Annotated in this window: 19 protein-coding genes and 2 tRNA genes; 10 read left to right on the forward strand and 11 right to left on the reverse strand. The window is 61.7% G+C overall.

Annotation, left to right across the window (positions count from 1 at the left end; genetic code table 11):
- The first annotated feature begins 220 nt into the window (after positions 1-220).
- Positions 221-1,390, forward strand: a complete 1,170-nt coding sequence (locus CVS30_RS11000) for a multidrug effflux MFS transporter (protein WP_110485445.1) — start codon at positions 221-223, stop codon at positions 1,388-1,390.
- 132 nt (positions 1,391-1,522) lie between these two features.
- Here CVS30_RS11000 and CVS30_RS11005 read toward each other — a convergent pair.
- From CVS30_RS11005 to dnaG, 3 genes are all read right to left on the reverse strand, one after another.
- Positions 1,523-1,598: transfer RNA gene (locus CVS30_RS11005), tRNA-Asn, on the reverse strand.
- Between the two features lie 118 nt (positions 1,599-1,716).
- Positions 1,717-1,792, reverse strand: a tRNA-Asn gene (locus CVS30_RS11010).
- Positions 1,793-1,853: 61 nt separating this feature from the next.
- Entirely contained in the window at positions 1,854-3,800 is a 1,947-nt protein-coding gene (dnaG, locus tag CVS30_RS11015; RefSeq protein WP_110485384.1) for a DNA primase, read from the reverse strand.
- 202 nt (positions 3,801-4,002) lie between these two features.
- Between dnaG and CVS30_RS11020 the strand changes: the two genes are divergently transcribed.
- Complete coding sequence (locus tag CVS30_RS11020) at positions 4,003-4,338, forward strand: hypothetical protein (RefSeq protein WP_110485385.1); 336 nt, start codon at positions 4,003-4,005, stop codon at positions 4,336-4,338.
- A 21-nt stretch (positions 4,339-4,359) separates the two neighbouring features.
- Here the strand turns inward: CVS30_RS11020 and CVS30_RS11025 are convergent, their stop codons facing one another.
- Together CVS30_RS11025 and dusB are read right to left on the reverse strand one after the other, a co-directional pair.
- The gene (locus CVS30_RS11025; RefSeq protein ID WP_110485386.1) at positions 4,360-5,634 is read right to left on the reverse strand and encodes a deoxyguanosinetriphosphate triphosphohydrolase; all 1,275 of its coding nucleotides are present in this window, start codon (positions 5,632-5,634) and stop codon (positions 4,360-4,362) included.
- Positions 5,635-5,797: 163 nt separating this feature from the next.
- On the reverse strand, positions 5,798-6,979 hold the full coding sequence (gene dusB, locus CVS30_RS11030; protein ID WP_110485387.1) for a tRNA dihydrouridine synthase DusB: 1,182 nt from the start codon (positions 6,977-6,979) through the stop codon (positions 5,798-5,800).
- 268 nt (positions 6,980-7,247) lie between these two features.
- Here dusB and CVS30_RS11035 point away from each other — a divergent pair, with 268 nt between their 5' ends.
- A complete protein-coding gene (locus tag CVS30_RS11035) occupies positions 7,248-7,829 on the forward strand; it encodes a TetR/AcrR family transcriptional regulator (protein ID WP_181419775.1) in 582 nt (193 codons plus the stop codon).
- A gap of 26 nt (positions 7,830-7,855) precedes the next feature.
- Here CVS30_RS11035 and mgtE read toward each other — a convergent pair whose 3' ends face one another.
- On the reverse strand, positions 7,856-9,214 hold the full coding sequence (mgtE, locus tag CVS30_RS11040) for a magnesium transporter (RefSeq protein ID WP_110485389.1): 1,359 nt from the start codon (positions 9,212-9,214) through the stop codon (positions 7,856-7,858).
- Positions 9,215-9,685: 471 nt separating this feature from the next.
- On the opposite strand from mgtE, the gene CVS30_RS11045 reads away from it, so the two are divergent.
- The 3 genes from CVS30_RS11045 to CVS30_RS11055 are packed head-to-tail and all read left to right on the forward strand — an operon-like array spanning position 9,686 to position 12,783.
- Complete coding sequence (locus tag CVS30_RS11045; RefSeq protein WP_110485390.1) at positions 9,686-10,858, forward strand: type III polyketide synthase; 1,173 nt, start codon at positions 9,686-9,688, stop codon at positions 10,856-10,858.
- The gene (locus CVS30_RS11050) at positions 10,851-11,597 is read left to right on the forward strand and encodes a class I SAM-dependent methyltransferase (RefSeq protein ID WP_245934559.1); all 747 of its coding nucleotides are present in this window, start codon (positions 10,851-10,853) and stop codon (positions 11,595-11,597) included. Before CVS30_RS11045 ends, CVS30_RS11050 begins: the two co-directional genes overlap by 8 nt.
- Positions 11,590-12,783: an FAD-dependent oxidoreductase gene (locus CVS30_RS11055; protein ID WP_110485392.1), complete on the forward strand. Its 1,194-nt coding sequence runs from the start codon at positions 11,590-11,592 to the stop codon at positions 12,781-12,783. The genes CVS30_RS11050 and CVS30_RS11055 overlap by 8 nt, the downstream gene beginning before the upstream one ends.
- Here CVS30_RS11055 and CVS30_RS11060 read toward each other — a convergent pair.
- The 3 genes from CVS30_RS11060 to CVS30_RS11070 all read right to left on the reverse strand — a co-directional run bounded on the left by CVS30_RS11060 (position 12,727) and on the right by CVS30_RS11070 (position 16,592).
- Complete coding sequence (locus CVS30_RS11060; protein ID WP_110485393.1) at positions 12,727-14,016, reverse strand: YibE/F family protein; 1,290 nt, start codon at positions 14,014-14,016, stop codon at positions 12,727-12,729. The genes CVS30_RS11055 and CVS30_RS11060 overlap by 57 nt on opposite strands.
- Before the next feature lie 198 nt (positions 14,017-14,214).
- A complete protein-coding gene (locus tag CVS30_RS11065) occupies positions 14,215-15,204 on the reverse strand; it encodes a GNAT family N-acetyltransferase (protein ID WP_110485394.1) in 990 nt (329 codons plus the stop codon).
- Between the two features lie 2 nt (positions 15,205-15,206).
- Entirely contained in the window at positions 15,207-16,592 is a 1,386-nt protein-coding gene (locus CVS30_RS11070; protein ID WP_110485395.1) for a glycine--tRNA ligase, read from the reverse strand.
- A gap of 277 nt (positions 16,593-16,869) precedes the next feature.
- Between CVS30_RS11070 and CVS30_RS11075 the strand changes: the two genes are divergently transcribed.
- A complete protein-coding gene (locus CVS30_RS11075; protein WP_245934560.1) occupies positions 16,870-17,562 on the forward strand; it encodes a GTP pyrophosphokinase in 693 nt (230 codons plus the stop codon).
- Positions 17,563-17,623: 61 nt separating this feature from the next.
- Here CVS30_RS11075 and CVS30_RS11080 read toward each other — a convergent pair whose 3' ends face one another.
- The gene (locus CVS30_RS11080; protein ID WP_110485396.1) at positions 17,624-18,703 is read right to left on the reverse strand and encodes a lactonase family protein; all 1,080 of its coding nucleotides are present in this window, start codon (positions 18,701-18,703) and stop codon (positions 17,624-17,626) included.
- Between the two features lie 97 nt (positions 18,704-18,800).
- On the opposite strand from CVS30_RS11080, the gene CVS30_RS11085 reads away from it, so the two are divergent.
- From CVS30_RS11085 to CVS30_RS11095, 3 genes are read left to right on the forward strand one after another with little or no spacing between them, the layout of a single operon-like run.
- Positions 18,801-19,148, forward strand: coding sequence for a PadR family transcriptional regulator (locus CVS30_RS11085; RefSeq protein ID WP_110485397.1), 348 nt, complete (start codon positions 18,801-18,803; stop codon positions 19,146-19,148).
- On the forward strand, positions 19,145-19,768 hold the full coding sequence (locus CVS30_RS11090; protein WP_110485398.1) for a DUF1700 domain-containing protein: 624 nt from the start codon (positions 19,145-19,147) through the stop codon (positions 19,766-19,768). The genes CVS30_RS11085 and CVS30_RS11090 overlap by 4 nt, the downstream gene beginning before the upstream one ends.
- Positions 19,769-19,825: 57 nt before the next feature.
- Positions 19,826-20,056 carry an RNA-binding S4 domain-containing protein gene (locus CVS30_RS11095; protein WP_110485399.1) on the forward strand — a complete coding sequence of 77 codons (231 nt, stop codon included), beginning with the start codon at positions 19,826-19,828 and terminating at the stop codon, positions 20,054-20,056.
- Between the two features lie 71 nt (positions 20,057-20,127).
- Here CVS30_RS11095 and CVS30_RS11100 read toward each other — a convergent pair whose 3' ends face one another.
- Positions 20,128-20,769 carry an alpha/beta hydrolase gene (locus tag CVS30_RS11100; protein WP_110485400.1) on the reverse strand — a complete coding sequence of 214 codons (642 nt, stop codon included), beginning with the start codon at positions 20,767-20,769 and terminating at the stop codon, positions 20,128-20,130.
- Positions 20,770-20,884 lie beyond the last annotated feature (115 nt).

Genomic DNA, 20,884 nt, shown 5'->3' on the forward strand with positions numbered 1-20,884 from the left:
GGTTGCGGAATAGTAAAGGACATCGCGGTGTTGTCGGTTTCGAGGGCTTGCTGAAACATTTCAACGACCGTTTTTACTTTCGTTTGTTGGCACTAGCATGTTCCATTGGGGGCCTATTTTTTCCATCCCCGACACCGCGCGCACCACATATGCATAGAGGAATTAAGTCTTGACCACCACCGCTCATCCAGGCGATGCCCTTACCCGTCGGCAAAAATTGATGTACGTTCTGGTTCTGGGGTTGCTCACCGCCCTTGGCCCGTTCACGATTGACCTGTATCTCCCCGCTTTCCCCATCATTGAACATGAAATGGGTGTGACAGCCACCGCTGTTCAGCTCACACTTACCGCCACCACCATTGGCTTCGCAGCCGGTCAGCTTGTCGTGGGCCCCTTTAGCGATAAATTTGGCCGCCGGATGCCGCTCATCTTGGCGACTGCTCTTCACGTCGGCGCCTCCATAGGTGCGGCCATGTCCACCGACATCACGATGCTTGGCGTCTTCCGTGTCTTGCAGGGCATTGGCGCCGCAGGTGGTGGTGTGGTCGCCATGGCCATGATCCGAGACCTCTTCGGCGGTTACCGTTTGGTCCGCATGCTGTCCTACATGTCACTCGTCAACGGCATGGCACCAATTCTCGCCCCGGTGATTGGTTCTCAGCTTTTGGGCATCATGGACTGGCCCGGCATCTTCTGGTTCCTCGCTGGCTACGGCGCTTTGGTCGTTGTGGCAGCCTTTGTCTTCATCATTGAGACCCTGCCCCCTGAAAAGCGCCAGTCCGACGGCGTGAGTGTCGCCGACCGATATAAGGCCGTGTTCAGCGACAGGATCTTTGTCGGCACACTCCTGGTGGGCGGCCTGAACTTTGCCGCGCTCTTCACCTACCTCTCAGCCTCCACCTTCTTGTTCCAGAAGACCTACGGCTTCTCACCTCAGGAATATGGCTACCTTTTTGCCATCAACTCTCTTGGCGTCGTGCTGGGTGTGCAGGTGGCCTCACGGATCATGCGCCGCACAGGACCCCAATGGGTGATTGCGTGGGCCACGGTGGCTCAGGTAGCCGCAGCGATTGCCATGGTGATCTGCGACCAGCTGGGAACTGGTTTGTGGGGCGTGGCCATCCCGCTCTGGTTCTTCATCTGCGCCACTGGTTTCATGTTCCCCTCGGTCCAGGTTATGGGTCTGGCCCGCAACGGCAAGCAGGCCGGTACCGCCGCATCCCTGCTCGGGGCGGCGACCTTCGGCTTTGCCGGGGTCATCACGCCCATCGTGGGTTTGGTGGGAGTCAAGACGGCAACCCCCATGGCGATCATCATGGGTGGGTGCATCCTGCTAGCCATGGCGGCCCTGTGGATCATCGTTCGACCCCGCATGGTTCCAAAGATTTAGTACCCCGCCGTGTGTGACTACTTTTAAATGTGAGTAGTCACACACGGCATTTTTATGGGCTGCCACAATCGATATTAAAGACAAATAAAAAAGAACCCCATACTCATTACGAGTACGGGGTTCTTTAGTGAATGGCTCCCCCACCTGGACTTGAACCAGGAACCTTTCGATTAACAGTCGAACGCTCTGCCAATTGAGCTATAGGGGAATGAAGCGATATAAATCTTAGCAGTAATAACTGAGAAAATCAAAACCGTCATTTTTTCTACACGAGAACAATAAATTGTCTCCGGCCTACAACGAGACCGGAGACAATTTTTTGCCTTTGGCTCCCCCACCTGGACTTGAACCAGGAACCTTTCGATTAACAGTCGAACGCTCTGCCAATTGAGCTATAGGGGATCGTGCAGGAACAACAATAACAAAGCCTTGGCACTTTGTGAAATCGAGTGTCCCTGCAGGCTTATCCGTCTCCTCGCAGCTGCCGACGAGCCGTTTCCAGCTCCATCAATTCCCGCTGCAAGAGCTGGTAACTCTCGGGGTCGACCGAGGGATCCATGCGCTGCAACGCCCCCAGCCGCTCCTCCTTCAAACGTGTGATCTGAAGTTCGAAGAGGCGGTTCAAAATGTCACGGCAGTACCGCGTCAGCGTCTCCTCCCCCGTGGCCGGCAATGGGCTCAGTGCCAGTTCTGCCACGAGCGACTCCAGTTCAGGGGGCACATTGGCCCGAACAGCCTCAAGCCACTGCGAAGACGCCACCTGCGACTGTCCCGCCAGGCCCAGCCCCTGCTGCAACGCCTTGTAGGCCGGCACCACGAATTCCGTCGCGGCAAAATGCTGCCAGTTTCCGGCCGTGAGAATTCCAGGATGCTGCAGCACCACCTCTAGGGCCTCGCGCTCCATCCGCCCCTGAGGCTCCCGCGGGTTCGGGCGCTCGATCGCCGCCCGCACCTCGGGCTGCGGGCTCACATCGGCCCGGGACGGCTCGTGCGGCCTGCCCTGGGTGGTCTGGGCGGGAGGTACGACGGCGGGACTCGGCTGGTGCTGGCCGCTCCCCTTGCTCTCGGGCTGGCTATGGAGTCTGCGCTCGGCGTTCTTGACCGCCCGCAGCACTTCATTGGGGTCGGCCATGCCCAGCCAGCCGGCCAGCTCCTGGCTGTAGCCCATTCGAGTTGAGCCATCACGGATGGCCGCCACAACAGGAGCCGAGGCCCGGAGTCCACTGACCCGGCCCTCCACCGTGCTCAAATCAAATTTCGCCAGAGTCGAGCGGATGGCAAATTCGAACAGGGGCCTGCGGGATCTAATGAGTCCATGCACGGCCTCATCGCCCTTGCGCTGGCGCAGCTCACAGGGGTCAGCTCCCGATGGTTCAACAGCGACAAAGGTTTGTGCCGTGAAACGCTGATCCTCGTCGAAGGCCTTCAGCGCAGCCTTTTGACCGGCGGCGTCGCCGTCAAAGGTGAACACCACCTCGCCGCCCGTGCCGTCGTCGGAGAGCAGGCGCCGGGCGACCTTGATGTGGTCCGCACCAAAAGCGGTGCCACACGTGGCCACAGCGGTGTCCACGCCGGCGAGATGGCAGGCCATCACGTCCGTGTAGCCCTCAACAACCACGAGCTGACGCTTCGAGGCAATATTGCGCTTCGCCAGGTCGATGCCATACAGCACCTGGGATTTCTTATAGAGCGTGGTCTCGGGAGTGTTGAGGTATTTGGGGCCCTGATCGTCATCGAACAGTTTGCGGGCACCAAAGCCCACGGTGTCCCCGGCAATATCCCGGATGGGCCAGATGAGGCGCCCACGGAAGCGATCATAAATGCCGCGATTGCCCTCGGAGAACATTCCCGTGAGCTTCAATTCATCCTGCGTAAAGCCCTTACCGGTGAGGTGCTTGAGCAGGGCATCCCATCCCTGCGGTGCGAATCCCACACCAAAGCGCTCAGAGGCCTCGCGGTCGAAACCCCGTTCGCTCAGGAATTGCCGCCCAACAGCGGCGGCCGGGCTCAGGAGTTGCTCGCGGAAGAATTCACCGGCAATTTTATGCGCGTCCAAGAGGCGTTGACGTCGGCCAATATCTTCGCGGCGAGGTCCGGTTCCACCGTCCTCATAACGCAATTCATAACCAATACGACCGGCTAATTTCTCCACCGCTTCGGAAAATGAAATATGGTCCATTTTCTGAATAAAGGAAATAACATCGCCGCTTTCCTGACAGCCAAAACAATGAAAATATCCCATTTGTGGGCGCACATGAAATGAGGGGCTGCGCTCATCATGAAATGGGCATAGTCCCTTGAACGATCCAATTCCCGCCGATTTCAAGGTGACGTAGGCGTCAACTATTTCCTTGAGGTCAGTGCGCGTTCGTACTTCATCAATATCTTCACGTTTTATCAGGCCAGCCACTCTTTCAGTTTACGGGAGATTCCGTCCCGTCGGGGCCGAGCAGCCTCGCCTGTGGACAACTCTCTCGTGTTCGGAATCACCCCACTTCTGGCGGGTGCAGGTGGAATCGCGCCGATAGAATTAGGTGGCCCCCAACGGCGCGGACTTCAGGTTGATTTTCATCTGAATATTTTCTTTTCCGCATCCTCTAGGGAGCTTCACCTTGTTTCACACCACACGCCATAGTGTTGGATCCGACATTTTGCTGGCACGTCACGGCAGCGCCATTTCCTCGCTGCGATTTGATCGCGCCAGCGGCCAGATCGTCGCCCGATTGCAGGATGGTTCCTTTGATTCGGCCCCGAACCTGATCGACCCATCCCTGAACATGCCGGGACGAGTCGATGAGGAAACCCGGATTATCGTCATCGCCTTCATCGCAGCCGTTGCACTGTCCGTGGTTCTCAGCGTGGCCGTGGCCACTATCTACGCGATGGCCAGCCCCGATCAGCTCGAGAACATCACCTCCATGATGGCCGGTTACACCCCCGCCATGTAGCCCAGGACTCACTCCAGAGGGCTACAACAGCGTCCGCTCCACTCCCACCAAACGCTCATGCAGCGCCAGCGCCGATACATCGGTGAGTGAAGCGATCTGGTCGATGACCACCCGAAGCCGGGCGTCGTCGTCGTTCGCGGCACGCCAATCCGCGGCGAACATGGTCTCCAAGTGGGCGTCACCGGTGGCACTGAGCACGGCCACCAGCTCGCTGAGGATGTCCTTTTGACGCTGATAGATGGGCTGGCGGTGGTCGGTGGTCATGACGAACGTCGTGGCGAGGCCCTTCATGACGGCGATCTCCAGCAGCGTCTCGTGAGGCACGACGACGTCACCTGCGTAACGCGCCAATCGTCCGGTCCCATAGATGGACTGGGTGGCGGCGACGGCGCTCTGGCAGAAACGCCCGATCAGCTGGCTCGTCATATCCTTCAGTGCCGCCATCGAGGCGCGGCTGCCATCGGCATGGCGCACCCACACATCGGTGGCCTCGAGGCGATGGAGGGCCGCATCGATTTCGGCGGTAGCCACACCCGGCAGGTACCACTGCTGCGTGTAGCCAAGCACGCGATTGCGCTGATCCTGGTTTGTCAGCCACTTGAGCTGGACATGCCCAGCCACGATCGCATCCTCCACGTCATGGACGGAGTAGGAAATATCGTCGGCGAGATCCATGACCTGAGCCTCGATGCAGCTCTTGCCCTCCGGGGCACCCCGGCGCAGCCATTCAAAGACGGGAAGATCGTCGGTGTAGGCACCAAATTTGCTCGTGCGCGAGCCATTGATGAGGGGCGCATTGGGGGCCGTCCACGGGTATTTTGCCGAGGCGTCCAGGGAGGCGCGGGTCAAATTCAAGCCAGCCGAACCGCCGTCGGCCGTTAATACCTTGGATTCGAGGCGGGTCAAAAGACGCAGGGTCTGGGCATTGCCCTCAAAGCCGCCGATCCCGTGGGAGAGCTCATTGAGCATCGATTCGCCGTTGTGACCGAAGGGCGGGTGGCCGAGATCGTGCGCTAGGCAGGCCGTGTCCACCACATCGGGGTCACAGCCCAGCGTGCGACCCAACTCGCGGCCGATCTGCGCCACCTCGAGGCTGTGGGTGAGCCGGGTGCGGACAAAGTCATCGGTATCCGGGGCAACGACCTGCGTCTTGGCGCCGAGGCGACGCAGGGCGGAGGAGTGTAGAACCCTGGCGCGATCACGCTCAAATACCGTACGGAGAGTATTTTTCGGGATCTCCTGCACCCAGCGCTGTTCATCGTGGGGCAGGTACACTTGCTGCGATTCGGAGGCCATAACCCTTAGTTTAGGGCCAACGCGGTGACGGACGGGGACGTTATGCACAGGCGGCCGCGGCCACGCCGGTGGGACAGCAAAAATGCCATAGCTGGGGTTTCTCGCTATAGGTCTACCTGTAGCGAGAAACCCCAGCTATGGCATTTTCCACGGCTGGCTGAATTTAGCCGCCCGAGACGTCCAGTTCGGCGCCAACGAGCTCATCCTTTTGCCCGCCACTGAGCGTCCGGGCGTCCAGCCAACCGGCCGGAAGTGCGGTGCGCTTGGGTGTGCCGGCGCGACCGCGGGGGCCTTCAGCATCGACGCCTGGGTAACCCTCGGACATATCCAGCTGATCCAGCAACTCACGCAGGGCGTCCAGTGTGGGAACCGTGGAGAGTTTGGCGCGCAGCTCGCCACCCACGACGTAGCCCTTGAAGTACCAGGCCATGTGCTTACGGATGTCGCGCAGGGCCTTGTTCTCGTCGTCGAAGGTGTCAACCAGCAGCTCGGCGTGACGGTACACGGCGGCGGAAACCTCGGCCATGCCGGGCTTGTGGCGCTCATCGCTGCCCTCGAAGGCGTTCATGAGGTCGCCGAACAACCACGGGCGACCCTGGCAACCACGGCCCACCACTACGCCGTCAACGCCGGTCTGGCGAACCATGGCGATGGCGTCTTCGGCGCTCCAGATGTCACCGTTGCCCAGGACCGGAACATCCGGCAGCGCTTCACGCAGGCGGGCGATGGAGTCCCAGTCGGCCTGGCCGGAGTAGAACTGGTTGGCAGTTCGGCCGTGCAACGCCACGGCGGCCACACCGGCGTCGCGCGCAATGCGGCCAGCCTCAAGGTACGTCAGGTGGTCCTCATCGATGCCTTTGCGCATCTTGATGGTCAGCGGCAAGCCACCCTTGGAGGCCTCACGCACGGCCGTCTGGACGATCGAGGTGAACAGGTCAAGCTTCCACGGCAGTGCCGCACCGCCACCACGGCGGGTCACCTTGGCCACGGGGCAGCCAAAATTCAGGTCAATGTGGTCTGCGTGATTTTCCTCGACCAGCATGCGCACGGCCTTACCCACGGTTTCGGGGTCGACGCCGTACAGCTGCACGGAGCGGATTTTCTCGTCCTCGTCATGGCTGATGAGGCGCATGGACTCCGGGGTGCGCTCCACGAGGGCGCGGGAGGTCACCATTTCGGAGACAAAAACGCCGCCACCATGTTCGCGGCAGAGCCGGCGGAAGGCGGTGTTGGTAATCCCAGCCATGGGGGCAAGAATCACGGGAGTATCCACCGTAATGTTGCCAAGTTTCAGGGGCGGGAGGTCCAGTTTGGTGTCGCTCGTGGGGAGATCGGTAACAGTCACCAGATAATTCTCTCAAATCCCTGCAAATTAAGCGCCCTCGTTCTCCCTGCCAGAATGCCCCGGCACAGTTTCACCGCGACCCAGCCCGGTCATTCCGGGCCAGGGCCGGGCCCAAAGTGAACAAGTTCACGCTCCATCCACGCCGGTGCCGGGTGAATGAGGAAGGCACAAGTGGACTTCATCCGTAGCGGACTGGTGAACTAGACTCCGGGTAGAAATCAAAGCTCCCTCTTTGCTGACCCCAGCCCGCAAAAGTTTAAGGAACCCAGTGCCCCGCATCTCCCCCACCAAGAAAGCCATTTTGGCCTCTGCGCTGGAACTCAGTGCACTGCACGGGATTTCCGGGACCACGATGGAACAGGTGTCGGAGCGGGCAGGCGTGGCCAAGGGCAGCGTTTATTACAACTTCTCCTCCAAGGACAAGCTGTTCGAGGAACTCCTCATCACCGGAATCGGCACCCTCTCAGAGACCCTGCGCACTGCACGCACCTCTGCCGCAGGATTTGGCGCCATCGAGGCCATGGTCCACGACGTGCTGACGCTCATTTCCGAAAACCGTTCGCTGGCCAAACTTGTGGTCTCGGAAATCTTCCGGACGGATAGGCCGTGGCAAGACACCATGCAGATCCTCCGCCGCGAGGCCGTGAGCGAATTTGGCACGGCACTGGTCCCGCTCGTCCCGGCAGGAACCTCCGAGAGCAGCCGCCTATTGATGGCCGGAGGAATCTTTGGGGCGACCCTCATGGGCGGTTTGGAATGGCTTCTCTTCAACCCCGAGACGCCTGCCGCAGAAGTCGCCGCGGCGATTCTCTTCACCTTCTCTGGCCAGCTCGCCTCCCCCACCGCCTGACATCGGCAGGTGGGGAGGACGTTGGGCTATAGCCCCAGAATGCTGGTGGCGATCAGGAAGTAAATGATCAGCCCCGCCGCATCTACGAAGGTTGAGATGAACGGGTTGGAGAACACGGCAGGATCGGCTTTGACCGCTTTGCCGAGCAACGGCATGAGGCCGCCGATGCTGGCCGCCATGGTGCACACGCCCAGAAGGGTCAGGCCGATCACCAGCCCCATGGGCAGCGAGAACGCCAGTGTTGCGATGATGAACCCCAAGCTGCCCAACAGCAGGCCGAGGAAGGCGCCGACGCGAACCTCACGAGCGAAGACCTTGAGGGCATCTTGGGGCCTCACATCACCCAAAGCTAAGGCGCGTGTCAAGGTCGTGGCAGCCTGGTTGCCCGTGTTTCCACCCGTGCCAATCAGCAAGGGAATGAAGAGCGAGAGCACGACCTGCTGCTCCAAGGTTGCCTCAAAAGCACCAATGACCTGCACTGTGAGTGTTGCACCAACGGCCAAGACTAAAAGCCACACGACGCGGGCCTTCACGATGGCGCGGACGGGTGTTGCGAGATAGGGGCTTCGCAGGGGCTCGGTACCGCCGGAGCGGGCAGCGTCCTCCGTCTCGGCGTCCTCAAGGATCTGGAGGGCATCGTCAACCGTGAGAATACCGACCAGGCGATCCTCGGCGTCGACAATCGGCAGCACGAGAACCTTTGCATCGGCACAATAGCGCGCGGCTTCCTCAGCATTTTCGGCCGCACGAAAGCTCAAGGGCTGCTTCATGAGGTCACTGATGAGTGCCGAATCTTCGGCCCGGAGGACATCGCGCAACGAGATGACACCGACGAGGTGACGTCCGGCGTCTGTCACGGGAATCGTGTAGATGCTCTCGGCGTCATCGAGCTGCGCGCGAACGCGGCTAAAGGTTTCCGCCACCGTCAGATGGGGGTGTGTCGTGACGAATTCCGGACTCATGTAGCGGCCCACGGCTCGATGCGGGTAGCCCAACACCGTGCTGGTCAGTGCCCGTTCCTTCTCATCGAGTCCGCTGATCAAACGATTCGCCACGGACGCCGGGAGCTCGTCCATCAGCGCTACCCGGTCATCCGGGCTCAATTGTTCAAAGACGTAGGCGACGTCTGCCTCTTGCAGTCCGGTCAGCAGATCGGCCTGGACCGCCGCATCTAGCCGCTCGAAGACCTCAATGGCCCGTCCCTTGGGCAGTGTCCGGTAGGCAACTGCCCGCTCGATCGTATTCAGGCGTTCCAATTGTTCGAGCGTTTCAGAGGTGTTCAGCGGCGCTAAAGCCTGCGACACGGCTGTGAGATTGTGCGCTGCCAAGGCTCTGGCCAGAAGCCCTGCGCTGTCGTCAAAGGTCTGAGTGGGGTACTTAATCATGGTCCGAATCCCTCCGGTGGTGCACACGTCAGCAGGCCCCGGCAAGCGCCGGGGCTGTGTGCAAAAAATGAGTGTGTGGCGTCGTGCTGCGAAACCGCTACCGCAACGAGATCGCGGCCGCCAGAGATACCTCTCAATGACCCGAGTAAAGTTCTCGGGTGCCCCATCCAGCGCAGCGAGCGGTTTAAACCGAGGGTCGCTACGGGTTTTGGGAGTTACAGGGAGGGTATTGTCCTGGGGCGCAGGCGAGGCTCGCGCGGTGCGGTAGATCGACTATGCCCGTCTTCCATGCGCGGCTCACCTCCATCTATACCAAGCCCCACGGGGCGAATCGACTTCTCGCACCGGGCATCATGGCGAAACCGGCCGTCCTTCTTATCTTAGGGCACGGCGCCACGTGCCCACGAACCAGGGTGGCACCCACAGGAGCAAGTCATTGCGTTCTGTGCCGTGGGCCACTAAGAATGGACTATGACGGTCATATTGAGGTCCTTGGAAACCGCAGTTCCGCCCACCATTTTGATTCAAGAGCAGGCCAGGGATGTCTTTGCCGCCCAACCTGGGCTGACCCGACTCGGCCAGAGGCTGGTGCGAACCTGCTTCGATGCGGCCGCGATCGACTCCCGGCACACGGCAGTGCGGGAATTGAGCACGGCCTTCCGCGGGGATGATCCTATGTTTTACGACGGCGTCTCCGGGCTGTTGCTCAACCCCACCACTCAGGAACGCAACGACCTTTTCGCCGCAGAGGCTGTCCCCTTGTTCATTGAGGCGGCCAGCAAGGCGGTGGCCGCCGCAGACGGGTTGACGGCCGCTGACATCACTCATGTTGTCACGGTGTCCTGCACAGGATTCTTCAATCCCGGGCCCGATTACAAGGTGGTCCGCGCCTTGGGCTTGCATCCCTCGGTGCAGCGTTATCACTTGGGATTCATGGGCTGTTATGCGGCGTTCCCGGCATTGCGCGCAGCCAAGGCCTTCTGCGAAGCAGATCCAGACGCCGTGGTCCTCGTGGTTTCCGTGGAGCTATGTTCCCTCCATGTGCGCACCTCCAACGACCCAGACACCATCATGGGCTCCTCACTGTTCGCCGATGGCGGGGCCGCCGCCGTGATCACCGCACGCGAGCTTCCCCTGTCCGCGCCAGCCATCAACCTTGACCATTTTGAAACCGTACTGACGCCCGTGGGCGAGGACTCGATGGCCTGGAACATCGGCGATCACGGCTTTGAAATGGTGCTCGACAGCTACGTTCCCAAGATCATCGACGAACACATTGTGGGCGCCTTAGAGCCCTTGTTGGCCAAATCTCCGGAACTTGCCGCACTCCCCTACGGCAATATCCGTCACTGGGCCATCCATCCCGGCGGTAGAAGCATCCTTGACAAGGTGCAGGCAAAATTGGAGCTCAGCGACGAACAGCTCATTCCGGCACGGGAAACCCTGCGCCGATACGGCAATATGAGCAGTGCAACTGTCATGTTCGTTCTCAAACACATTCTGGAGCAACCCGCCACGGAGCCCGGCGAGAGTATCTGCGCCATGGCGTTCGGGCCCGGGCTGACCGTGGAGACGGGGTTGTTCACGAAGCTCAGCCCGGCCGTGTCCCTCCCCCACGTCGCGGTGCTCGCGGCCCATGCCTGAGGCACTCCCCGCAACGATGGAGAGCTGGTTCCTATCAACACGGGATGCGGGCGCCGTTGAAGAGATGGACAAGCCCGGCTGTGATCCGGTCCGACTGGCCCGTACCTACGCCCAGTTCCCGCTCATTAACCGTGTGGTCTCGCGCTGGCACGGCGTTTACACACGGCATATCAAGCCGCTGCTTTCGCCCATGCGGGAAACCACCTTGCTCGATGTCGGCTGTGGCGGCGGGGACATCGCCATCAGTCTGGCCCGGTGGGCCGCCCGAGACGGCCTGTCTTTGGCCATCACCGCCATCGACCCTGACGCCCGCGCCATCCACTTCGCCCAGGCCAGCGCCCTCACCCACACCAACGTGCCGGCCGTGACGTTCCGCCGCACCCACAGCACCACCCTTGTCGCCGAGGGTGCCGTGTTCGACGTCGTTATTTCCAACCACCTGTTGCACCACCTCACGCCGAGGGAATTTCAGGGGCTACTCAACGACTCTGCCGTCTTGGCGCGTCGATCCGTGATCCACAGCGACATTGCCCGTAGCCCCCTGGCCTATGCCTTGTTTTCGGTGGGGACGTTGCCTTTCTTCCCGGGATCGTTCATCCGCACGGACGGACTGACCTCGATCCGCCGCAGCTATACGGCCCCTGAGTTGCGCGCCGTCCTGCCCCCGCAGTGGCGTGTGGCCTCCGCCCCGCCGTACCGGAATCTTGTGCTGCTCACTGCGCCGAAACACCATGTTTGACGTGATTATTGTCGGTGCCGGGCCGGTGGGCCTGTTCCTGGGCGCCCTGTTGCTACAGGAGGGGCTGTCGGTGCGGATTCTCGACAAGCGCGCCGAACCCAGCCAGCATTCGCGCGCCATCGGCATCCATCCCCCTGCCCTGCGGGCGTTGCAGCGCGTGGGTGTGGCCGAGTCCATGGCGGCCGAGGGCGTGCGGATCGAGTGCGGCGTGGCACGCAGTGGCGGGCGTGAGGTGGCGCGGTTGTCCTTCGCTCAGGCATCAGCGAGGTGGCCGTTTGTGCTCAGCCTCAAGCAGGCCCGCACCGAGGCGATCCTCGCCTCCCGGGTGGCCGAGCTCGATCCGGCGGCCCTGGTGCGCGGTGTGTGCATCACTTCCCTGCACGACGCCGGAACGCTTGTCACACTGACAGGTCACCATAGCGCTGAGGTACGGAGTGCTCGGGATCCTCGTGCTCAGGCAGTGTCCGCCACGGCTCCGGCTCCCACCTTTGCGGCGCGGCTGGTCGTTGGCGCCGACGGTGCCCGCTCAACCATTCGGACACTCACGGGCATTCCCACCACTGGGCGCGAGTACCCCGACAACTATCTGATGGGCGACTTCCCGGACACCGGCCGCGATGGTGCCTCTGCCATATTGCACCTGGAACCGGGTGGCATTGTGGAATCGTTTCCTGTGCCGGGCGGTCTGCGCCGATGGGTCGTTCACACCGACTCCCTGCTGGCCGACGCCGCGGCCACGGATCTGGCCGCACTGATCCAGCAGCGCACCGGGGCACATGTGGATGCCGAGGCCAACAGCATGCTCAGCGCGTTTGCTGTCCGTTCCACCATGGCCTCGCGGATGGTTGCGGGCCGGGTGGTCTTGCTGGGTGATGCCGCGCATGAGATCAGCCCCATCGGCGGGCAAGGCATGAACCTTGGCTGGCTGGATGCCGCTGCCCTGACCCCCATCATGGTGGCGGCCCTTCGCGGGGAAAACACCGGCGAGCGGCTCAAGACATTTGAGCGTCAGAGACGCGGAGCCAGCCACAAGGTCGCACGCCAAGCGTGGCTGAACATGGTGCTGGGACGGGCCCGTCCGACGTCGTTCCTGACAATGATGCACGCCATCCTGCGGCCGCTCTTCCGGCTACGCTGGGTCCAAAACCTTACTGTCCGCCGCTTCACGATGCACGGGCGGGACTGACGGGGACTTCCCGGTGGCCTTGACGACGGCCACGGCCACCGCCGTCGTGACGGGAATGGCCAGCACGAGGCCGATCGAGCCGACCAGAATGTGCACAATTTCCTCGGCCAATTCGGCGCCGGTGAGGGCGGTGAGCAGCGGCTGATCGAAGAGCGAAACCATCAGCAAGACAGGCAGGGCGCTCCCCGCGTAGGCGAAGGCGATGGTGTACACCGTAGAGGCGATATGGTCGCGGCCGATGCGCATCGCTGAGGTGAACAATTCTCGGGCGCTCGTGTGCGGGGCCAGCTCATGCAGCTCCCAGACGGCCGAAGATTGGGTGATCGTGACGTCGTTGAGGACTCCGAGGCCGGAGATGACCAGGCCACACAGGATCATGCCGGAGAGCGACATGCCGTCGGTCAGATTTGCCAGCTGATAAGCGTTGTGTCCGGTGGTTCCGGTCAGCGCCGCCGCATCCACCGACCAGGCCGCCAGCCCCGCTGTCACGCCCAGGCCAAAGAGCGTCCCGAGTAATGCCGTGGAGGTGCGGACGGAAAAGCCGTGGGCAAAATACAGCACGCCAAACATGATGGCCGAGGAGCCAACGAGGGCGACCAGGAGCGGCGGCTGCCCCTGAGCCAGCGCGGGCAGGATGAACCAAGCGAGGACCGCAAAGGCGCCGCCCAAACCCACCATGGCTCGCAAGCCTCGCCAACGCGCCACGGCAACAACCACCACGGCATACACCAGAGCGAGGAGGCCCATGGGGAAGGTTCGGACGAAGTCCATGAACACATATTTGGCACCGTTATTGTCGGCGCCGGTGATGCCCGGAAGCTTGGAAAGGTCGAGGTAGCTGATCTTATCGCCGGCTCGAACCGGGCGGGAAGCCTCGATGTCGGGGCTGACCACGACCGGAACGTCCGCGCTGCCCTCGACTGCCGTGTAGGCGATGAAGCAACTGGTACCGGCCAGCCCACCGGCGTTGAGTGAGCAGTCCTCAGAGATGGTGCGCTGCACACTTCCGGTCACGATGCTGGCACCGGGAGCTGCGGAATACGGGTTCGTGGCGGGAGCCTTGCCGGTATCGGCATTGGGCCACATGAACAGCATGGCGACGGCCGTCAAAACGGCCAGGGGCACCAGGATCCAGCTCAGCAGCACCACGGCTCGACGGCGTAATGCCTTCCGTCGGCGCATTTGTGGCCGCGTCAACGGCGCTTCCTCGGCATGTGAATGTGAATGGCCCATGAGCGGCGCGCGCCTCTTCCGTGGTTGCGTACGTCTGGATACTGCTAACTAAAAATCTCAAGGGGCCCGGCCTCGGATCTGTGTGGCAGTTGTTACTGAAAAACCACCGAAATTCGATGATTTTCTGTATCAACTGCCACACAGATCCGGAGCGGGCGCCGCTGAGGCGGCGAAGCCCCAGCTTCCCGCGACGGCTAATTACTCGCCGACGACGAGTGTTTCGGTGCCGCGTACCTTGGCCGCACCCACGGAAATCATGGGGTTGACCACGGCCGCAAGGGCTTCCATGGAGTCGTCGAGTTCCAACAGCACGGGGTACTGGTGGGTGATGAGCGCGAGCAGATCGTAGACAGCCTGCACCGCCTCATCACGTTCGAGTGACGGCTCCACGCCAAGGAACACCTCGGAGGCGGCCGCGGCTACCTCTTCGCTGCTCTCGATGCTGCCCTGTGAGTAGCTCAGCGCAAAGGCCTGGATCTTGCCCTTTTTGCTCGGGGCAACGCCAGAGCCAAAGGCGCTAGCCGGCTCGGCACGCAGGACCAGAGCACCATGGGCGCCGGTGAGGTCATCCAAGAACATGCGCTGGACCAGGCCCGGGCTCAGCGGACCTGTGGGGTCCCACTGATTCACGGACTCGTAGTAGCGGCCCACTACATCGGTCAGCTCAACCGATCCGGTGGCCAGATCCTGCACCCGAGCCTCGGCTTCTTCCTCGGTGCCCTCACCAAACGTGGGCAGCTTCAACGCGCCGGGGCCCACTTCCACAATCCTGTTGCGCTGCAGGACAGCCAAGCCCATCGTCTCGGCGAAGGCCGCGCCCGAGGTGCCGGGGGCAACCTTGGTGCGTAACGCCGTCGTACTGACTAGGCCTGAGGCCAAGGCACCGGCGGCCTCGCCACGCAGCATGGTCAGCAAGGTAGCGCCAACGCCTGCGCGCCGATGATCCTTGGCAACCTCGACGAAGACCCAGAGTCGGGCGGGGTGCAGCTTGGTGGAATAGACGACGCCGGCCGCAACCGGAATGCCCTGATCCTCGGCCACGATGGTGCGTCGCCAGGGGTTGGCATCAGTTGCCTCAGTCAGGGCCGCCCGGAATTGCCCGGCCGGGGCCGAATCAGCGTCTCCCCAAATCTCCAAGAGAGTCAGATCGTCGCCGTCTGCCCACGGCCGGTAGACAAGTTCAGCCATGCTTAGGCACCCAGAAGGCGGGTTGCCAAGTAAGCCTGAACCTGATCCAGGGGCACGCGCTCCTGGCTCATGGTGTCGCGTTCGCGGATGGTCACGGCGTTGTCTTCGAGGGTGTCGAAGTCAACGGTGATGCAGAACGGGGTTCCGATCTCATCCTGGCGACGGTAGCGGCGGCCGATGGCGCCGGCGTCGTCGAACTCGATGTTCCAGTGCTTGCGCAGCGTGTTGGCGAGTTCCTTGGCCTTCGGGGACAGGTCCTCGTTGCGGCTGAGCGGCAGAACGGCAGCCTTGACGGGGGCCAGACGCGGATCCAGCTTCAGAACGGTGCGCTTGTCCACGCCGCCCTTAGCGTTGGGGGCTTCATCCTCGACGAAAGCGTCCACGAGGAAGGCCATCATGGAGCGGGTCAAACCGAAGGACGGCTCGATCACGTAAGGGGTGAAACGCTCGCCCGTGGCCTGGTTGAAATAGCTCAACTCGGTACCGGAGCCCTTGGTGTGTGAGCTCAGGTCGTAGTCGGTGCGGTTAGCGACACCCATGAGCTCGCCCCACTGGGAACCCTGGAAGCCAAAGTTGTACTCGAAGTCGATGGTGCCGGCGGAGTAGTGCGCGCGCTCGTCCTCGGGGACATCGAAGCGGCGCATGTTCTCCGGGTTGATACCCAAGTCAATGAACCAGTCCCAGCACAGCTCGACCCATTCCTTGAACCACTTGTCGGCCTCTTCGCCGGGCACAAAGAACTCGATTTCCATCTGCTCGAACTCGCGCGTGCGGAAGATGAAGTTTCCGGGCGTGATCTCGTTGCGGAACGCCTTACCGATCTGGCCGATGCCGAACGGGGGCTTCTTACGGCTGGTAGTCAGCACGTTGTTGAAGTTCACGAAGATGCCCTGGGCGGTTTCCGGACGCATGTAGGCCATGCCGGATTCGCTGTCGACCGGGCCGAGGAAGGTCTTCATCAGGCCGGAGAACAGCTGCGGTTCGGTCCACTGACCCTTGGTGCCGCAGTCGGGGCAGACGATGTCGTCCATGCCATTTTCGGGATCGCGCTTCTTCTTCGCTACGAACGCCTCGATGAGGTGATCCTGGCGGTGACGCTTGTGGCACTGGGTGCACTCGACCAGCGGGTCGGTGAACGTGGCGACGTGGCCCGAGGCTGCCCACACGGCCTTGGGCAAGATGATGGAGGAGTCAAGTCCCACCATGTCTTCGCGTCCGCGAACGAAGGACTGCCACCATTCGCGCTTGATGTTTTCCTTCAGCTCAACACCGAGGGGGCCATAATCCCAGGCCGACCGTGAACCGCCGTAGATTTCACCGGCCTGAAAAACAAAGCCGCGACGTTTCGCGAGTGAGATGACCAGATCAAGCTTGGACTGAGGCGCCACTTAATTACTCCTATTATTTACGAGGCCGCTGGGTGCGGTCCGTCCGTTGCTAACACTACCGGTGGGTTTGGGTTTGCGGGAATTATTTGCCCGGTTGTGTGCTGGTTGACACGTGTGCACGCCACGAGCCGCCGCGGGGGGCGCCGCGGTGGCGAGGCGGTGGCCCCGCCACCGGCGAGTCCCCAGTTTCCTATGCTTATTATGGTCAGACTCATCTCCATCGACGTCACGAGGGAACAGCAATGACACGATCCAGGCACCAACAGGTGACTCGCGCATGATCGAACTCAATGAGTGGTTCGACAGCAGTGACCCAGCGGTCGTGCAACGAATGAACGAGGGAAAACAGCTGCGCGAGGGGCTGGCCCGCTTCATGCTCAACTACCAGTTCGCGATTGAGGAGGTCATGACAAAGATCAACATCCTCAAAACTGAGTTCGAGCATCTGCATGATTACAGTCCCATAGAACACGTTAGTTCGCGCCTGAAATCCCCCGAGAGCCTGCTCGAGAAGGCCCGGCGCCGCGACATCCCGCTCACTTTCGAGTCGTTGAGCGCGAACGTGCTCGATGTGGCCGGGGTGCGGATTGTGTGCAGCTTTCAGTCGGATGCCTACTGGCTCGCCAAGATGATCGGCTCACAGCAAGACATCACCGTGGTGGCGATCAAGGATTACATCGCCAACCCCAAACCCAATGGGTACAAGAGCCTTCACCTCATCGTCCGGGTGCCGATCTTCTTATCGGAATCCATCCAGAACATGCACGTCGAATTGCAGATCCGCACCGTGGCGATGGATTTCTGGGCGAGCCTCGAGCACAAGATTTACTACAAGTACGATCACGCCATCCCGGCCTCCATCCTCGCGGAGCTCAAGGATGCGGCCGCCGTGGCCAGCCGACTCGACACCAAGATGGAACGCATCCACGAGGATGTCCAAGGCAAGATCCCACGGAGCACATCCAGCTAAATCGCGAGTTCCCCACGCTGCCTTGCGGGGTTACACCGCAAGGCAGCTGAAGATTTTGGGGCTAGGCCAGCACGATGCAGGTGGGGCTGCCGAATTCCACGGACTGCACGGGCTCCGCGCCCGGCAAACCCTGCTCGTCGAGCGCGAACACGGCAACGGTGTTGGAGAGCTGGTTCGCCACATAGATCCTGTTCCGGAGCGCATCCACGGCAAAGTGGCGCGGCCAGTTACCTCCGCTGGCGACACCTCGAAGGAAACGCGGCGGCGTTCCCGTGCGCCCGCTGACCTCGGACCCCTCGGCAGCTAAGCCACTGACGTCTAACACCACCAGTGTGTTGGGGCCACGAACAGCGGCATACAACTTGCTGCCGTCCTCCGAGAGTTGAATATGGGAGGGGAAGAATTCCGTAGCGCTCTCTACCGCGGCGACGTTTTCGGCCAGCGGAGTTCTCAGGAGCCAGCGCCAGAAGTAATCGCCTCCGTCGTCCCGCGGGGTGCGCTTGAGAACGTGCAGGTGCCCATCCAGCTCTCCGGCCACGAGGAGATAGTCCCCCTTTAGCACCAGATGCCGAGGCCCTGTTCCCGGTGGCAACTGCGCCGAACCCAACAAGGCAAAGTTGTGGGCAGCGAGCGAGTACTCATCCACACGATCCGCTCCCAAATCCGCCACGAGCGCTGTCCCCCACTCCGTCGGCACCACCTGATGCGCATGAGATTCTCCTTGGCGGTCGGGAACCGGGCCACTGCCGGGGTGCGCCAGAATCCGCGGAGCCACCGCATCACCACTGAGCACACTCGCCAACGGAATGACAGATGCCGTGCCCGATGAATAGTTAGCCACCCATGCCTGATCCTCGAGCAAGGCCACATGGCAAGAATCGGCACCGCCCGTAGCTGCCCGCCCCACAACATCGAGCGTCAGCGGGTCGACCGCGACAACATGGCCGTGCGGGCCTTCTTCAGCGGCCAGCAAATACTCGCCCGCGGCAATGACGAACGACGGATTCACCAGCGCTGAACCCGTGGCCAGCGGCTCGCCCACCATTCCCTCGGCCGTAGCGCCAAAGCGAATCAGCCCAGGACCGGCCCCATAGCCTTCTTCGGTATAGCCGCTGACGATAATGTCCAGGTTGTGGGGCATGAGAAGTCTCCTCGTCGTTGAATGCTGTGTCCACGCTATCGCGTCTCATCGCTCAAAGCATTGCACCATATGCACGTCACAAGGTACCGTGCATTGCATGGTACCCAATGACAGCGTCAGTTCTAACCTCCGCAAGGGGGTTTTGGAGTACTGCGTCCTCGCCATGATCGGCGGCGGCGACATGTACGGCCTGGACATCGCCAATGGTCTCCAGCGCCGCGGTCTACTCACGAGCGAGGGCACTCTATATCCGCTCCTGGCTCGACTGCGCCGCAATGGCCTCGTCGACACGAGCTGGCGGGAATCGCTCCAGGGCGCGCCTCGTCGTTACTACACCCTCACCGCCGCGGGGCACGATTCGCTCGCCACCTTCGCGAGCATCTGGGACACCTTTAGCGCCTCCGTCACCGAAATCCTCACCTCAACTCCGGGAGAAACGCCATGAATCACGACACCGACATCCCTGAGGTTCGTCACTATTTGGCAGCCCTGGAAACTCGACTGGCCCAGCTCCCTCCCGAGCAATCCGAGGAGATCGTCTTTGGTGTGCGCGAGCATATCTCCGATGCCTTGAGCCGGGATGATCGCTCTCTCGCCGAGATCTTGGCGGCTCTGGGAACGCCCGACGACGTCGCCTCGGGACTGGCTGACACGGCGCCTCCGCCGCCCCTCACCTCATACCCGCAGCCCGCCGCGGCACTGCGCCGGCAATCCTCAACGCTCTGGGTGGTCGCAACCGCTATCTTGCTTCCCTTTGGCGCATTCCTCGCAGGCGTTGGCTGGCTCTTCGGAGTCGCCGGGCTCTGGATGGGCACACGCTGGAGGACCTGGGAAAAGATCCTAGGTACCTTGGTTCTGCCTTTTGGCGTTGTGGGAGCGCGGTACCTAGCGTTCTTGCCTCTCTGGGGGCCGCTGGGCACTGATGCACAGACCAGCAATCCTCTGGAGGGCGCCGTGTTCCCGGGCTTGTCGTTGGGTGGAACCGTTGCCTTGGCCTGTGTGCCTCTTGCCGTCGCCAGTTACCTCCTGATTGTGGGGCTACGGCGCACGCCGGCACGGCCCTGAGCCTTCGGATTTGCGCGAGCGTCCCGCGCAGTCCGCTCGATACGGCACAATTAAGGTATGAGTTCACATGAGATCATCGAAATCCCCATCCGCGACGACATGATCCGCCTAGGCCAGCTGCTCAAGCTTGCCAGCCTGGTCGAGGACGGCGTTGAAGCCACCGAGCTCATTAAGAATGGCCTAGTTAAGGTCAACGATGAGATCGATGACCGCCGCGGCCGCCAGCTCCACCCGGGCGATACCGTCACGGTTAACGGCGAAACTGTTCGCATCACCACCGGGGGCTAACTCCCCCGGCCAACGACCGAGCGAAACGGCGGCACCCCACGTGGGTGCCGCCGTCGTTCTTTAACAAAGCGTTACTTGGCGTTGAGGACCTTGAACTGCAAGAACTCGCCCACATGGGAGATTTCCTGGGCGTTGATGCCATGCATAATCCCCGCGTACAGGACCTTGGTGAGTTTCACGTGAGCGTGCGCCCAGGTGTTCGTCGACTCGATGGCCGCCGCAGGAATGACGGGATCGGCCTGGTCGCGGCCCCAGAAAAGCTCGGGCTTGTGCGCTGCCACGGCGGCGTCGTCAAAGTACAGATCCCCCTCGGCCTCGACCACGAAGCCGGACAGGCCCACCACGGCGGCATAGTCCGCGGGTCGGTGACGCATAAGCGTCGTGGCCATGCACATGCCCTGCGAGAAGCCCAGCAGGCTCACCGAGGTGTGGTTCGTGCGCACGCTCTCAATCCACAGTTCGACGGCGGACGCGGACTCGGTCACGGTCGTCACCGAGTAGCCCAGATCGTTGCGCAACGGGAACCAGGAGTAGCCCGGACCTGCCTGGAGCGGGGCGCGCACCGAGGCGACGGTGAATTCTGCCGGGAGCTGTTCGGCCAGCGAGAACAGGTCAGCCTCATCGGCTCCGTAACCGTGGAAAATGACCAGCAGGGGCGTTCCGGGGCGCTCATTTTCGGGGCGGGACCAGAGTACTGTGGGAGATTCTTTCATGGTGCCATCTTTCCATGAGCGCCAGCCCCAGCAGAAACGAGGGTAGCCAAAAAGGTTAGTTCCCGGGCAGTATTAAGTATGTGAATGAATCATTAATACAGCATCCCTGGACCCG

Source organism: Arthrobacter psychrolactophilus (assembly GCF_003219795.1).
Classification (GTDB): domain Bacteria; phylum Actinomycetota; class Actinomycetes; order Actinomycetales; family Micrococcaceae; genus Specibacter; species Specibacter psychrolactophilus.